Origin of the sequence: Spiroplasma endosymbiont of Lasioglossum villosulum, from assembly GCF_964020195.1 — a bacterium.
GTDB lineage: Bacteria > Bacillota_I > Bacilli_A > Mycoplasmatales > VBWQ01 > Spiroplasma_E > Spiroplasma_E ixodetis_A.
On record NZ_OZ026539.1, the window covers coordinates 252,648 to 268,107 of the forward strand.

Below are 15,460 nucleotides of genomic sequence, written 5' to 3' on the forward strand. Positions count from 1 at the left end.
ATCATTTAATGATGAAACTGCAAGATTAATTAATGACAATAGATTTACTATTAATAGTGAAACTGCAAGTCAATATTATGGTAGTGATAATATGAGCGAAGTACCATTAAATAATGATAATGCTTCATTAAATTGAGATTACAATCACATGAGTTTATAAGGGAGGTGAAAAGCAATGAATAAAGAAAAAATTATTGAATATTATAATAATGAAATTCAGACATATAAAGAGAGAATGGAACAATTAAATAAAGAAATATCTGTATTAGTAAAAATTATAAGTAATTCACAGTCAATGATTGAAAGAATTAATGGTGGTCAATTTGATGAATAATTAAAAATTAAAAATAAATAGTTGAAAGGAAAATATTGAAATGAAAGAATTTTTACATGAATTAATAATTATTGGAACAAGTGTTGGAACATTAATTTGCAGAGAAATTATTGTTTTATTAAAAAGATTTATCACAACTCCAAAACATGTTAGAGCAAATAACAAAATTATAAAACATCAAAAAAAATTAGCAAAATTAAATGAAAAAAATTAATAAAGGAGAAAAATAATATGACAAAAATTGAATTTAATGAAAAATATAGAAAACAAGATATCAGTATTGATAGAGATTTTGATTTACATATTGATAATTGTTTTAAATTTTCTGATATCAATACATTAGAAAATGCTGTTAATGATTATAAAAAACTAATAAGTGAAATGCCACAATTAGTTAAAGATTGATTACTGGGATAAGATTAGGAGAATGTTAAATGTTAGAAAATGAAAATAATGTTCAACAAACAACTGAACCTTTAACTGAAAATAATGCTCAACAAGAAATAGAAAATAAAGTTAATGAAGCAGAAAATAAGTTAAATAAACTTAATCAAGAAATTAAAGAAAAAGAAATGATTAATATATTTAAAAAATATCAAGTTAAAACTGAATTTTATGATTATTTAAAATTTAAAACTAATAATTTAGAAAATTCAAAAATTGAAGAAACTATTAAAAAAATGATTAAAGAACAACCAGTATTTAAAGAAACAATTAATACAGGTGGCAATAAACAAATAATTATTAATAATAAACCAAATGATAAAGAAAATTTTTTAATTAATTATAAAAAGAAAAATTATTTATAAATGAAAGGAAGAAATAAAATGTCAGTACCATTTAATCAAAATTTAGACAATACAGAGAGATTAGTAGAAGCACCAGAATTTATAGAGTTTTTTAAAATTTCAAATAGTCCATGGGCAAACTTTTTCCCTACTGAAATTGTTGACTCAGTAAATATTGAGTTTATTGTTAAAAAACCAAAAAAACCAGAAGTAAAAATTATTCCTTGAGATGATAAAAGTAAAAGATATGAATTACCATATGTTGATACAGATAAAATTAGTAAAAAAATAACTAAAAAATATCTTGCAGGAGAAATTATTACAGATGTAGATTTAAAAGCAAATAATGGTCAAAATTTATTAGATAGTATGCAATATGAAGTTGCAAATGATTTAGCAGATAAATTGGCAATTGATGATACACAAGCAATTGCAAAATTTGCTACTAAAATCGATATTGAAGATACAACACCAGTAGGCTATTTAAAATCAATGTTATCTGCTTGAAATACTTTGTTTCAATTTAGAAATATTGCAAATAGTAAATTTTTTATTACTAATGGTCTTTATGATAGTTTAGTTTATTTAGCAGATAATAAAGGTTTAATTACTGATAATCAGTTGGCACAACAATTACGTTTAAATGGAAATAATTTATATGTAAAAGGTGTATTATGTGAAATCGTTCTTGATGACTATATGGTTTTTACTAATGATAAAAATGAACAACAATTAATGACCTTTATTTTAGCAACACCAAGAGCAATGAAAAGATACATGATAGAAAATACAGTTATTTATGTAGATTTTATTAAAGATGATAAAGCAGGAAGAGCATATAAAGTTGCTGGTGAAGTTGTTGGAGAAGCAATACCATATATTTCTAATAATGAAACAACATCAAGATGAATGTTATGTGGAGTTATTAAAACAGAAAAAACTGATTTAAAAACTAAAATTACAAGTTTAACAATTGATATTACTGCAAATGTTAATAACAATAATAGTGAATTAAATACACAAATAAAAAGTACTAATGAACTTAAATCATTAAATCCAAATTTAACAAATTCAACTATTAAATATTTTAGTGATGCACAAGGAAAAACTAATGTAAGTAATCAAAAACAAAAAGCCGATGACTTATATATAACTATTACTGCAAATGTTAATGACTTAAATTATAAAGGAACAACAAATCAAATTAAAATAACTCTTAAATAAAGGAAATTAATACCATGCCAATAGGTACAACTAATACAGCAATACTTTTAAACATAAATAAACCCAAACATACTAGAATAAGTAAACAACAAGAAAATAAAAGTTTTTGATGAGAAATTTTAGAAATGATTGGTGTACAAGTAATAGCAGTAGCACTTGCTCCTTTTACTGGTGGATTAAGTGAAAGCGTAGCCCTTGGATTAGGTGCAAGTGATTTTATTGCAAGTGCCATTAATTTTGGTATTTATGCTACAACTGATTTTACTATTAATCAAGTTTATGATTATTTAAAAGGAAATGTAACAAAATGAAATACTTTCTTTAATATACTACCTGCATTTGCTGGACTTAATAAAATTAGTCGTGGTTATCGTACTACTAAATTTATTAAACTAACACAAAAAACTAAAACATTAGAACAAATTGGCGTTAAAGAAGCAAAAAATTTACAAGAAATTATTAGTCAAGTAAGTGGAAAAGAAATTTTAACAGATAAAATTATTGGTAATAAACGTTATTTAATGAATTATAGTTTTACTCCTAATCGTGAAACAGTATTACGAGATTTAGGTTATGTTGCTGAAAGACAATATAAGAATAATTTTCAAAAACTAGAAACACAAAAGTTAAAAGAACACTTATTATTACAAAATACATTAATAAAATTAAGTCCACAATTAACTCCTAAATTTAAAATTAAAGATATTGAAAAAGCAAATAACTTTTTAAAAAAATTTAATACTGATTTAAAAAAAGTACTATCTATGAATCAACATGATTGATTAAATTTAGTTCATACAATATATACAGAAAATAGATATGGAAAAACTTTAATTTTAGATTTACAAAAAATTCGTGCTAATGATATTAAATTTAATTTTAAAAAAAGTTCAATTCATAAGATTGTTTTAAATGCAAATAAAATTTTTAAATATTTGGATATTAGATTTTATTTAAAAAAAGGTTTAAATAAATTTTGAAAAAATACACCATATTTTGAAAAAATACGAGAAAGTATATATAAATTACAAGAAAAATTTGAAAAGTTAGAAAAACAAGCATTTGAAAAGATTAATAAATTAAAACAAAAAGCAACTGATTTATTTACTAGTGCAGAAAAAAGAGCAATTAAACATGCACAATTAATTCCATTAAATTCACAAGTATTTATGGGTTGTAAAATTCAACCTTTATCATTAGATAAATGTGCAATTACTATTTATCATCGCAATCCTAAATATAAACCAATTACAGTTGTTGATAGTATTCTTAAAGCAAAAACTTTTGTTACTCAAATACATCCATTTCATTGATATCGTTGATATAGTGGTTGATACATTGGTTATGGTATTAATCGTAATAAATGATTAAAAGCAATAGCATTTGCTCCACCAGTGGTACAACAAGTAATTAGAGATAGTTTTAAAGTATATAGAGAAATATTTAGAATAATAAGAACTTATCATAAAGTAGTAAATGTTATTAATAATCCTATTGAAAATATTAATAAATCATTTAAAAGTGTTGGTTTAAAATTTTCAGTTAATACTTTATTTGGCACTGGACTATTACATCATTTAGAAAAATTTGCATATAGTCAAGTTGTAAAAAAAGGTAAGAAAAAGTTACAAAAAGAAATTATCCATATATCACATAGAAAAACTAAAACAAAAACTAAGCATTATAAAAAAGCATTTTTTAAGGAATGATAAATTATGATTAATAAACTTTGAACTGATGTCAGTCTTGAAAATTATAATAACTGATATCCATTAACTGGAAAAATTACAGAAACCCCACAGCAATATATACAGACATGACCTAATGTTAATGATTGATTTAAAACTTTTGCTATTCGTGCTCAAAATGATATTAATGCTTATCTTGATTTTATTTTATCTAAATTTCCTTTTGATAGTTTTAAAGATGAATTAATTAAAGAAACATTAAGAGATATGGTTTATGTAATGGTTGAACATTGACTATTTAATCGTACACCAATTGAATTTAATGTTGATGCTACTATTCAATTTAATAATGGTAGTCAATTTAGTGCAAGTAGTATTCCTACGATTAATGTTTGAGATTTAGCACCTAGTAGAATGAAAATATGAGCAAGATTAACAGAATTAAAACAAATATTTTCAAGTTATAATGATGATGAAATAGATATTGAAAAAATTGACTTAAAAGCATTTTATACTAGAAATCAAGTTGATGAATTAATTGAACAACAAAAAGAATTTACATTATCAAAACAAATTAAATTATATGATGATTTAGTTGATGATAATGAAAATGAAATATACAGAGGTCCTGTTAGTAAATTTGTTAATAAAGGTTATGTTGCAACAGATTATGATAAAGAAACTGAAACAATGATTTTAGATTGACCAGATGAAATTGGAACATTACCACAAGAAGCATTACAAAATAATCCACAAATTGGTGATTATACACATGCACCAACTTGTGATTTTTCTGCTAAACAACAAAAACGAATTACTACAAATGAAAATACTATTAAATTATTAGAAACTAAAGTTGATAATAATATCAAATTATTAGAAAATAAAATTGAGATTAATAAACAAAATATTGATGATATTAAAAATAACTGATTTAATATTGAAACTAGTCCATTATGAAAAGAAATATCAAATGAACTTTCAACTGATAATTTAAATAAAGAAATATTAGTAATATGAGGTTATATTTATGAAAGTGATATTTATAAATATAAATATACTAGAAAATCTATATTTAAATTAGATAAAGAATCTGCAATAAAATCATATACTCTATTAGATACTTTTTATTCAGATGAAATTAATAATATTAGATTATATTTAACTTGCATTAATTATAAAATTCGTGCAAGTGCTACATCTGGAACATATTACTCAGGATTTATTTCTAAAATATATCAATATATTGGAAAAGGTACACCAACTGAATTTATAGCAGAAGAAACTTCTGGACATGATTATTATACAAAACAAGAAACTAATGAATTGTTGGATAAAAAGCAAAATATTGATGATGAGAATTTACAAACAGTTGTTAAACAAATTGTTCCAGCAATTAATGAAAATAAACTAAATATTGATAAAAAACAAGATAAATTAATTGCTGGTACTAATATAACTATTGATCAAAATAATAAAATTAGTGCTACTGGTGGTAAAGTAGATTTATCTGATTATTATAAAAAAGAAGAAATAGATAAAAAATTAGAAGATAAAATGGATAAAGACCATTTTAAATATGCTTTTTCTATTAATACTATTGGTACTGAAATTCTTAGTTTAGAAACTACTGATAAAACTATTGCTGGTGCTATTAATGAAATTATCAAAAAACAGCCACAACCAATTCCAATTCCTCCAAGTGGTTCAAATTGAAAAGAAGTAGAAGAAATTATAACAGATAAAAATAATAATAATCAAAATTATATAAAATATATATTTAAAGATAAAACACATTATAGAATATATATAAGTTATGGTGATTATACAACTAAAGAAAATAATAAAAATTATAGTTGACAAATAATTAATTTTTATTATCAATTAGATACAAGCGTTGTAAAAAGTAGTTTATGAATAGCAAATAATAACAATAACCAACAAACTGAAATTAATATTTATAACAATAGAATAATGTGGGGTATGGGTAGAGATTATATTTTTAAAAAATTAGAAGAATTACAGGAATAATATTATGTTTTTTAAAATTATAAAAATTATTTTAGGTTTAATAGGAGTAATTTTATCATCAGCAACAGCAGGTTTAATTATATTTATCATTGTAAAAATCATATTAAAAATTAATCAAATATTTTAAGAAAGGTGGTGAATATTATGTTAGGTAAATTTTTTAGAAAAGATAAAAGCAATATTAATGATAATCAAAGTGAAAAATTAAAATTTTTAACTAATAAAAATAAAAGTACACATGCTTCTATTTTAAATTATTTTGGTTTTAATGATTTTAACCATGAAACTTATTTTACTGATTTTGTAGCAGAAAATAATGCTAATTTATATAATGCTCCATTAGAAATTAATAATGAAACCATTAAACAATATTTAATTCAACAAGAATTTTATAGAAAAAATTGAAATTCTATTTTTAAATTAAGTAAATTAGGAATTAGTGGTTATTTAATTTATATTGCAAATGATAATTTATATTTTCAAGTAGTTGACATACAACAAAGAGTTTATGATATTACTGGTAAATTAATTCAATGTACTATTTTTTATGATAATTATGAACAAAATGCACAAACTGTAAGATTATTTGAAGTTTATACATTAAACAATGAACAAGTAACAATTAATCGTGCAATTTATAGTATTAATGATACTAAAAAACAAAATAAATTAGATTTTAAATCATACATTAATAATCCCAATTTAGTACAAGAACAAATACTAAATATTAATTATATACCAATAGCAATTATGAGAAATAAAGCAAATGAACAAGCAGATTGTGAAAAAGTAATGGATAAAATTAAAGCACTAGATGTTATTTATGAACAAATTGTTTTAGATACTATTTTAAACTCACCTAAATTTATATTTAGTCAAACTTATGGTAATGTTCAATCAGCATTAGAAGAAGCAGTAAGAACTTTGGTTACTAAAAACTACATATTTAAAAGTGGTGGAGATAATAATGAACAAAACGAAAATATCAATATGACAAATAGTAATTTTAAAGGTAAAAATTTAACTGATATATATGATTGAAATGTTAATGAAATATTTAAACGTTGTGGTATTCATATACCAAGTCAAAAGAAATCAGCACAACAATCAGTTCCAGAAAGTACAGCAGTTAATATTTCAACCATTAATTATATTGAACAAAAATTATGACAATTTAATATTGATATTCTTAAATTTATTCAAATATTAGTACGTATGGATAAAGATTTATTAAATAGTAAAACATTTAACATTAATGATGAACAAAAAATTAATAATTTAACAGTTAAATTAAAATTATTTAATCCCAAAAATAACCAATTAATAGGAGAGAACAATGGAAAACAACAACAAACCACAAACGAAGTTTCCACAGAAACAAACTAAACTTAATCAAGCAGAAGTAGAAAATGATTATTTAATTGATAATATTCCTTATGACTTTACTAATATGATGCGCGCTACTAGTGACCCAGATATTAATAGAGCATACGATGAATTTAAAAAAAGAACTTTATATATTTATGAAATTGAACGCTTATTTAAAAATAATGAAAATAATAGTTTAAGATTTTCAGCAAATACTATTAAAATTGGTTTTATTGATATTGATAAAGTATTAAAAGCTACTGCTGTTGAAACATCAGACTTTACTATGCAATTAAATCAAAGAGCAAGTACAAACATTAATGATAATACTATTGAATATAGTATGACTGATATTAAAAATTTAATTTTTCAAGAAATAAATTTATTAAATCAATTTAAATTATATGCAGTGAGTATAAATGAACCATTAACTGAAAATAATATTGATAATTTATATATTATTAATAATTATTCACAACCTTATCAAAATCCAAAAACAAGAAGTACTAAAAGTATAACTATTATTAAAATTAAAGATTTTAAAACAAGAGATGGTTATCCAATCATTATTAAATTACAAAAACCATTAGACAAAGATACCAAAGTTATTGGTTTAAAAATTAAAGCTCCTAGAAGCATGATTTTTGGCAATATAAAGGTACTTGGTGAAGTTGACAATATGGAAGTATACCCAAAGTTATTTGTTAAAGATAAGATAGCATTTCCGTTATTATCAATGCCTATTGAAACGCAACCAAAAGTTAGAATATTACAACAATGATTTAGTGAACAAATATTATCTTGAAACTTAGCAAAACAATTTATAAATCAAGAAAAATCAGTTTTAGATTTAATTGCTATTGGTGGAGGTAAAGAAACAAGAAAAGAAATAATTAAAAACGCAAGAGTTACACATGCTTGATTAGGATATTTTTTAAGTTCTTATTCTTTTGGAGAATGACCATTAAAAGAAAAGAAAGAACTTAAAGATAAAGAAGTATGAAAAATTCAGAGTGGTCCAATTGGTAAAGAATATACAAGTATTGCTACAAATGATAAATTTTTAGATGTTGAATTAGAAATAAAAGATGCACCAACTAATGATAGTTTACAACAACTATTATTAAATATGTTAAGTTATACATATAACTATAATAGAAATTTTGAAGGAGCAACTTATGATGAACATACGGGTAAATCAACAAATAAAATAGCAGAATTACGTGATACATTTTCGGGACAAAAACCTGATGAAGTTATTACTAATTTATTTAAGCAATGAGAATTAGATTATCCAAATTATATTGATTTATTACAAGTTAAAATATTTAAACAAGTATTTATTATGTTGTCAAAATATATTTATTCATCTTTATCAATAAATAAAGGATTAAATGATGATAATAAGATTTTATTACCTTACTATTTTGAATTAAAATCAAGTCCAATAAAACCTAATAAAAATGATATTTGGCAATTTAAAGATGTAAAGGTAATATTAAAATCTCCATATTTTGATTTTACTGATATTAATGACATTAAATTAAAAAATAATGATATTAGTCAAAATGAATTATTCAAGTTAGATGACAATCAATTTAATTGATTATCAATTACCAATGAATTAGAAAGTAATAATATTCCGTCATTAATTCCTGCTGATTGAACATTAGCTAACGGTGAATATGGAAAATATTTTACAAGAATAATTATTGAAAAAAACAAAATTGAAAACGCTTTAAATTTATATGGTTCAAATAAATCTCAACTATTTTCTAAATTAGAATTTTATAAAGAAATTTTAAAAATTGATAATAATAGTGAATTTGAATTACAAATTGAAAATCCGATTAACAACTTAAATCGGATTGAAATTAGTGGTATATTTGGTGCTGGAAATTATGATTTAATTTTAATAACCGATAAAAAAGAAATAAATTTACAAAATATTAATTTATTTGATAAATATAATGAGAATATTTCTTATATAAATATAGAAATTTAATTATCAAAAATATCCATCAGGATAATAATCTTTAACTCATGGTATATCTATTCTTTCAACAGAATCTCCATCATTATAAAATTTGGTTTTTTTAGGAGTATCAGCAAAATAAATTTTAAATTCACTTTTAATATCAACTGATATATTATGAATATCAGACATTCATATTTTTTGAACTCCCATTATAGGTTCCTTATTTGATGCTAAAAAATATTTAAGTCCATTAAGATTATGGGTAATTAACCCCCATGATTAATCCTATTGTTCCAGTTGTTGCACCAGTTAGTGCTAATGCTAATGTTATTTTACTTAAATTTGCTTTTATTCATGTTTTCATAATAAATTTCTCCTTACTTATATTTTTATAAAATTGTACAACGTTTTGAACAACATTTACTTTTTTTGATATTTTGTTTTTGTTTATTGTTTTTTATTTTTTTATCTTCTACTACTTCATTTAAATTTATATGTTCTCATACTTCTTCATTATAAGTGATTGATTGTCTAACTCCGTTTATATTATCTACATATCATGTTGTTGTATTATTTTTAGATGTTTTCATATTAAATTACTCCTTTTTTCCTTGATTTTACTTATAAATTGTACTATTTTTGATTATTTTTACAAGTATGATTTTAAACGCAAAATAACGCTTAAATTAAAGGTGTTTATTTTATGATACCTATATTATTAATTGAATGCTACTTGCTTATTATATTGAAAATATGAAAGTACTTTTTTTCGCAATACCATTATTTTAATAATAATTACGTTCTTATGTGGATTATTGTGAATAAAATAAATTATTAATATTATTTACCATATTTTAACACTTTAAATTTATGTAAATTAAAATTAATAATTAGTATAAAAAAGATTAGGAGAGCAAAATATGAGTTTTAATTATAAATGAAATTTTAGAGAAGAAAGTGCAAAAATTGATAAATTAGTTTTAGAATATATAACAAATAAGTGAGAAAAACGAGATTGAAGAATATTTAAAACAAGAGATAAAAAGAAATATAAAATTGTTGATTATCAATATCGAACAAGAAAAATAATGTATGGATTAGTAACTTATAAAAGAAGAATTTATGAATATTTTGATGAAAAATTACAAAAATGAGTTCGTGTTTGTTTAGTTGATGAATGACTAGAATTACCTAAATATAAAAGAATTGGTGAAGATGTTGAACAAACTATTATTGAATATTTTGCTGATGGAAAAAGATATCATGATATTTGTGCTATTTGTAAAAAAGCAGGTATTAGTCTTAGTTCTATTCATAGAGTTTTTAAAAATTTAAAAGTAATTGAAGCAAATCCAGTAAAAGTAAAATTAGAAAAAAATCAACCTATTTTTGTAGCAATTGATGATGGACATCGAAAGTTTTGAGATTTTAAACGTAAAGGTATAAAACACTCTATGAGATTAATAACAACATATACAGATAATATTAATCATAAAGTACAAAATAAAAGAGTAAAAGCAATTATTAGACCAACAAGAACAGCAATTGGAGTTAAAAAAACTGCTGAATTTGTTAAAGAACATTGTCAAAAATTTTATGAAAATGTTGAACAAGCAAAAATAATTATTTGTGGAGATAGTGCTGGATGAATTAAAGATGTAGCAGATTATCTTGGTGCTGAGTTTGTTTTAGATAAATTCCATTTAATTAGAAGATTATATCTTGGTATAATGGCGGGAAATAAAAGAAAATATTGAAGTGAATATAATAATTGTAAAGATTTCATTAATAATGGTCAATATGAACAATTAATTGATTATTTATATAAAGAATTAGATAATCATAAAAAGTTAAAAAAACAATATTTTAAAAATAATAAAAAAGGTATTGTTAATCAAGGTGCAAAATGAAATATTGGTTGTTTTACTGAAACAAATATTTGACATGTTTTAAAAGAAATGATTGTTAATAGAACATATAGTATTTTTATTTATATAAAAATGGTTATTTTTAAATGTAATCAAATAAATTTAAAAACATAATTTTACTTATTTTAAAATAAAAAATTAAAAAAACTTATTAAATTAAAAGTTAATAAGAATTTTTGTTATATATTTATGTTAATTAAATTATTAAAATATTTTTATAATTTATAAAATTGAGTATTTTAATTGTAATATTTTTAAATTAGTAGTAAGATAAATTTACAATTTCATAAAAATCCAAATTATTTCTTGTCTAACATAATAATAAGACTACAACGATTTAATTTATTCCGGATTTTTGACAATCTACCAAAAAAGTTTTCGAAAAAAATTTATCTATAATAGCTGCCGGTATTGCTACAGTAGTAACATTAGCGGCTGGTGGAATTGATGGCTTTCAATGTTCTGATTTAGGAATAGCAGCTAGTGCAGGCACATCTGGTGCTATGATGGGTGCAGTTATTAAAGCTACGATTAAACAAAATAAACAAGAGAAAGTAGAACTAGAAGATGAGAATAATGAAAAATCAAGTATTCTTCAGAGAAAATTAGAAGAATTACAATTAGAAACAGTAAGAGCAAAAATTGTTAAAAAACAATTAGAAAGAACTAAAGTTGAACTTGAATTAGTTAAAGTAAGAGAAGAATTAGCAAAACTTAATAACATAACTAGTTTAAATATTACTTCATCACCGATCCCTCAAGAATTTAATTTAACAACAGTAGTAAATGTAGAAAGAAGTAATAATTGTTCATTATCAATTCATAAAAAATAAGTACATATATATAAAAATGTAAATAAACAATTGAAAAGGATAAAAGATATGGAAACGCAATTACAAAATTTAAATAATTGTAATAATGAAACTGTTGTTATTGCAAAAAAACTTTAGATAAAGAAAATAAAAAATTTTATTGAAAAACTGGTATTCAAGCTGTTATAAGTACTGCTGCTATTACTGGCTTGTTTGTAAGTGGTGTTGGGTTAGTAGCAATATCTATTTTTTCTGGAAGTGTAATAATTGGTAATACACTTTCAATTTGAGCAGAAAGAAAAAGAAGAAAAAATGTCAAATAATTTTTTCAAGAATGAAATAAAAAATTAAATAAGGAATTAGAAATTAGTAAAATAAGATCAGAAATACAAAAAGAAAGATTAGAAACAGAAAGATTGGAAGCAGAAAATTTAATTAAGCAAGAAGAACTTGAACAATTAAAGTTAGAAATAAATGAAAAAGAATTAATTATTTTAACTAAACAAATAGAATATAAAAAAATAGAATTAGAAAAAAGGAAGATAGAAGCAGAAAATTTGATTAGGGAAAAAGAACTTTAACAATTAAGTCTAGAAAGAAGTAGGGTACAACAAGATATTTTAACTAAGCAGTTAGACCTTGCAAAATTAGAAATGACTACCACGTTAGAAGCAGATAAAAGATTAGTACAATCTCAATTAAATAGTACATTAAAAGTAGAAAGTTTATTTGATATTTTAGAAAAAAAATAGATTAGCAAAAAAAGAGAGTAGAAGGAAATTTTTTGAAGATCAATCATTAGATGAAAGATTAAATATTGAAAAAATTAATAAATCAGAATCACAAAATCAACAATCTTTAACAAAAAATTATTCGCAAGAAAGTTGCAAATTTAAAGTTTATTAAAAATATTATGATACATTTTTATTAAGTTAAATCTAAATTTTAATTTTCAAGAAGTATTTTTATAAAGGTTATATTTTCATTTATATTTCATAATTGTCGTTAAACATGTTAATCATCATTTATGATAGAATTTAATATATGAGATTTTAGAGTTGTGAGGTTTTAGTATGGAAGTGTCAGCAGAGAATTATAGAAACATTAATTCTCATAATCGTTGAGGAATTATTGTTAGTTCGGGGTTAATGGCAATAACTTTGATTATAAGTTGAGTATTATGACTTATACTTTATCGTACTAATGTTAACGAAATTTTAACAATTTTAACTGAAGTAATTAATAGTAAAGGCATTACATTTACTCTTACTTTTCAGATTTTAACAATTTTTACTTTAATTTTTTCGGTTATTACTCTAGTGTTTATTACAATTCCATTTATTTTTTTAAATAAATATGGAGTAATAACTTTAGTATGAGCATTAATAGTAGTAGTAATTTCGCTTGTCTTACTTATTGGTTCAGGATTATTAATAAGTTATGGTTATAAAAAAATTTATAGTTATGTTATGGACAAAAAAAATATTAATGTTTTATTTTTTATTTTGCCTTCAGGCTTTGCATTAATTTGTAGTTTCTTTTTAGTACTTTTTTCTTTATGATTAATAATGGCTAATCTAAGAAATAAATCAAAAAAAGCATTATCATTGACAAATAATAATGCTTTATCAGCAACAGAAATATCCGCGAGTGTTGAACAAAATTCTCTTTTTGGTGAACAAACTATTGGACCATCATTTACAGATCGATTTTTTAATGAACACGATAAATCAACACAAGGTATAAATATAGTTATTAATAATACTGGTGGAGGTGCACTTCCACAATCAAAATTACTTGATTATCAAGTAACTAGTAATCCGAATCCTGTTCAAACTAATAACAGTAGTAATGTTGTTAATAGCGAAGTAACTTGAACACCACAACAAATTGAAGAAGTATGAAATAAAGGAGAAATTATTGATGATTATAATCCACAGTTATATCGAAAAGACTATGCAGGTGCGCTAATGTTTAGGAATAACTTTATTAGTAATGTTAAACTTGATGATGATCCTAAAAGTTATAATTGAACTATTATACATCAACGACCTTTATTTCATGGAGGCACTTCTGATATTAGTAATTTACAACCAATGAATAATACTAATGCTATTACTAAAGGTAATAATTATCCACGTTGAAAAACAGCTATTGCTTTTAATGGAAAACAAAATTTTTTAAAACAAAAATCATGAAAAGATAAAAAATAGAGTATTAATCATTAATTTAATTGAAGATTATATTGAGCATATTATAAATATAATTGGTATTTTGCTTAGTTGTTAATAATTTAAATTTAATTACACTATTATCTTTTAAAATTTATTTGTTTATGGGAAAATGTATATAATAATTAAAAGATAGGAGCAATTAATCATGCAAGTTATTGTCCATGGAAAAAATATTAATATTACTTATGAAATTAAAAATGCTGTTGATAAAAATTTTAATTATTTACAAGAAAAGTATTCTAAATATATTAAAAAAGATATGATTGCTAAAGTTGGTATTGAAAGAAATAGTAATCATATATATAATATTTCCGTTCATATTCAGTTATTAAATAATAATTTTTTACAGTGTTTAGTAGAAAATCACGATCTTTATGTTGGCATTAATAAAACATTGGTTCCGTTGGAAAAACAATTAAGTCGTTTAAAAACGGTTGCTGATAAAACTGGTGCTGAAAGCGTTGGTCAATTTATAACTAAAGAAATTCTTGATGATAATAGTGAAGTTATTATTGACGTAACAGAAAATAAAGATTAAAGAAAACGTTTATGAAAGTATACAATTATTAGCATTAGTTTTTTTATGTAAATATGATGCATTATATTTTTCATTTTCTGCATCTTGTGCTTTTTTTTGTAAATTTTCTTCTGGTGTTATTTTTAAATTTCGGTTATAAATATTTGTATCCATTTTGTTTATTATTAAAATGGCATATTCAAGACTTTTTTTTATTTCTTTAATTAATTGTATATTTAAATTATCTTGATAGTTTTTTGTTGAAATATGTTTCTTTTTTTTGTTATCTCTAATTCTAAAATGTTTGATATAGTTATAGTAATAAAAAATATAATAGAGATTTTTAAAAGTATTAATAATTTTTTTTGCATATTTTTCAATAAAAAAATTACTAATATCACTATTAGTTGCGTTATCTTTTATACAAATTTTATAAATAGAAAAAACCATTATCAATATATAATATCTTTATCTTTAAGATTATTATTGTCTTGATATATTATATTAGGTATAATGTAAGAGACTATAAAAATTATAAGAGATTTTATTTTATATAAA

At 22.2% G+C, this 15,460-nt stretch carries 19 protein-coding genes; 15 read left to right on the plus strand and 4 right to left on the minus strand.

Going from position 1 to position 15,460, the window contains the following annotated elements; all coding sequences use genetic code 4:
* Window positions 1-175: 175 nt before the first annotated feature.
* Genes AACK81_RS01470 through AACK81_RS01515 form a run of 10 tightly spaced genes read left to right on the plus strand, consistent with a single transcriptional unit; the run spans window position 176 to window position 9,438 of the window.
* Window positions 176-334, plus strand: a complete 159-nt coding sequence (locus AACK81_RS01470; protein WP_338960327.1) for a hypothetical protein — start codon at window positions 176-178, stop codon at window positions 332-334.
* 40 nt (window positions 335-374) lie between these two features.
* The gene (locus AACK81_RS01475) at window positions 375-548 is read left to right on the plus strand and encodes a hypothetical protein (protein ID WP_338961912.1); all 174 of its coding nucleotides are present in this window, start codon (window positions 375-377) and stop codon (window positions 546-548) included.
* Window positions 549-565: 17 nt separating this feature from the next.
* Window positions 566-751 (plus strand): hypothetical protein, encoded by a 186-nt coding sequence (locus AACK81_RS01480; RefSeq protein ID WP_174480219.1) that lies wholly within the window; start codon window positions 566-568, stop codon window positions 749-751.
* Window positions 752-768: 17 nt separating this feature from the next.
* On the plus strand, window positions 769-1,143 hold the full coding sequence (locus AACK81_RS01485; protein WP_338960326.1) for a hypothetical protein: 375 nt from the start codon (window positions 769-771) through the stop codon (window positions 1,141-1,143).
* An 18-nt stretch (window positions 1,144-1,161) separates the two neighbouring features.
* Window positions 1,162-2,346 (plus strand): hypothetical protein, encoded by a 1,185-nt coding sequence (locus tag AACK81_RS01490; protein ID WP_338961913.1) that lies wholly within the window; start codon window positions 1,162-1,164, stop codon window positions 2,344-2,346.
* Between the two features lie 14 nt (window positions 2,347-2,360).
* Window positions 2,361-4,058, plus strand: coding sequence for a hypothetical protein (locus AACK81_RS01495; RefSeq protein ID WP_338961915.1), 1,698 nt, complete (start codon window positions 2,361-2,363; stop codon window positions 4,056-4,058).
* Window positions 4,059-4,061: 3 nt separating this feature from the next.
* On the plus strand, window positions 4,062-6,065 hold the full coding sequence (locus AACK81_RS01500) for a hypothetical protein (RefSeq protein ID WP_338961918.1): 2,004 nt from the start codon (window positions 4,062-4,064) through the stop codon (window positions 6,063-6,065).
* Between the two features lie 4 nt (window positions 6,066-6,069).
* Complete coding sequence (locus AACK81_RS01505) at window positions 6,070-6,192, plus strand: hypothetical protein (protein WP_255495924.1); 123 nt, start codon at window positions 6,070-6,072, stop codon at window positions 6,190-6,192.
* Between the two features lie 17 nt (window positions 6,193-6,209).
* Complete coding sequence (locus tag AACK81_RS01510; protein ID WP_338961919.1) at window positions 6,210-7,451, plus strand: hypothetical protein; 1,242 nt, start codon at window positions 6,210-6,212, stop codon at window positions 7,449-7,451.
* Window positions 7,402-9,438 (plus strand): hypothetical protein, encoded by a 2,037-nt coding sequence (locus AACK81_RS01515; protein WP_338960317.1) that lies wholly within the window; start codon window positions 7,402-7,404, stop codon window positions 9,436-9,438. The genes AACK81_RS01510 and AACK81_RS01515 overlap by 50 nt, the downstream gene beginning before the upstream one ends.
* Here the strand turns inward: AACK81_RS01515 and AACK81_RS01520 are convergent, their stop codons facing one another.
* Window positions 9,439-9,600 (minus strand): hypothetical protein, encoded by a 162-nt coding sequence (locus AACK81_RS01520; protein WP_338960315.1) that lies wholly within the window; start codon window positions 9,598-9,600, stop codon window positions 9,439-9,441.
* Between the two features lie 200 nt (window positions 9,601-9,800).
* Window positions 9,801-10,001, minus strand: a complete 201-nt coding sequence (locus AACK81_RS01525; protein ID WP_338960314.1) for a hypothetical protein — start codon at window positions 9,999-10,001, stop codon at window positions 9,801-9,803.
* A gap of 330 nt (window positions 10,002-10,331) precedes the next feature.
* On the opposite strand from AACK81_RS01525, the gene AACK81_RS01530 reads away from it, so the two are divergent.
* Window positions 10,332-11,453, plus strand: coding sequence for an Mbov_0401 family ICE element transposase-like protein (locus tag AACK81_RS01530; protein ID WP_338961920.1), 1,122 nt, complete (start codon window positions 10,332-10,334; stop codon window positions 11,451-11,453).
* A 223-nt stretch (window positions 11,454-11,676) separates the two neighbouring features.
* On the opposite strand, the gene AACK81_RS01535 is transcribed toward AACK81_RS01530, so the two are convergent.
* Window positions 11,677-11,832, minus strand: coding sequence for a hypothetical protein (locus tag AACK81_RS01535; protein WP_338961922.1), 156 nt, complete (start codon window positions 11,830-11,832; stop codon window positions 11,677-11,679).
* A 10-nt stretch (window positions 11,833-11,842) separates the two neighbouring features.
* On the opposite strand from AACK81_RS01535, the gene AACK81_RS01540 reads away from it, so the two are divergent.
* The 4 genes from AACK81_RS01540 (at window position 11,843) to hpf (ending at window position 14,923) form a co-directional block, all read left to right on the plus strand.
* Window positions 11,843-12,172: a hypothetical protein gene (locus tag AACK81_RS01540; protein ID WP_338961924.1), complete on the plus strand. Its 330-nt coding sequence runs from the start codon at window positions 11,843-11,845 to the stop codon at window positions 12,170-12,172.
* Window positions 12,173-12,567: 395 nt separating this feature from the next.
* The gene (locus AACK81_RS01545) at window positions 12,568-12,732 is read left to right on the plus strand and encodes a hypothetical protein (protein WP_338961926.1); all 165 of its coding nucleotides are present in this window, start codon (window positions 12,568-12,570) and stop codon (window positions 12,730-12,732) included.
* 492 nt (window positions 12,733-13,224) lie between these two features.
* The gene (locus AACK81_RS01550) at window positions 13,225-14,364 is read left to right on the plus strand and encodes a hypothetical protein (protein ID WP_338961927.1); all 1,140 of its coding nucleotides are present in this window, start codon (window positions 13,225-13,227) and stop codon (window positions 14,362-14,364) included.
* A 166-nt stretch (window positions 14,365-14,530) separates the two neighbouring features.
* Window positions 14,531-14,923 (plus strand): ribosome hibernation-promoting factor, HPF/YfiA family, encoded by a 393-nt coding sequence (gene hpf, locus AACK81_RS01555; protein WP_338961928.1) that lies wholly within the window; start codon window positions 14,531-14,533, stop codon window positions 14,921-14,923.
* Between the two features lie 9 nt (window positions 14,924-14,932).
* Here hpf and AACK81_RS01560 read toward each other — a convergent pair whose 3' ends face one another.
* Window positions 14,933-15,352: a hypothetical protein gene (locus AACK81_RS01560; RefSeq protein WP_338961929.1), complete on the minus strand. Its 420-nt coding sequence runs from the start codon at window positions 15,350-15,352 to the stop codon at window positions 14,933-14,935.
* Window positions 15,353-15,460 lie beyond the last annotated feature (108 nt).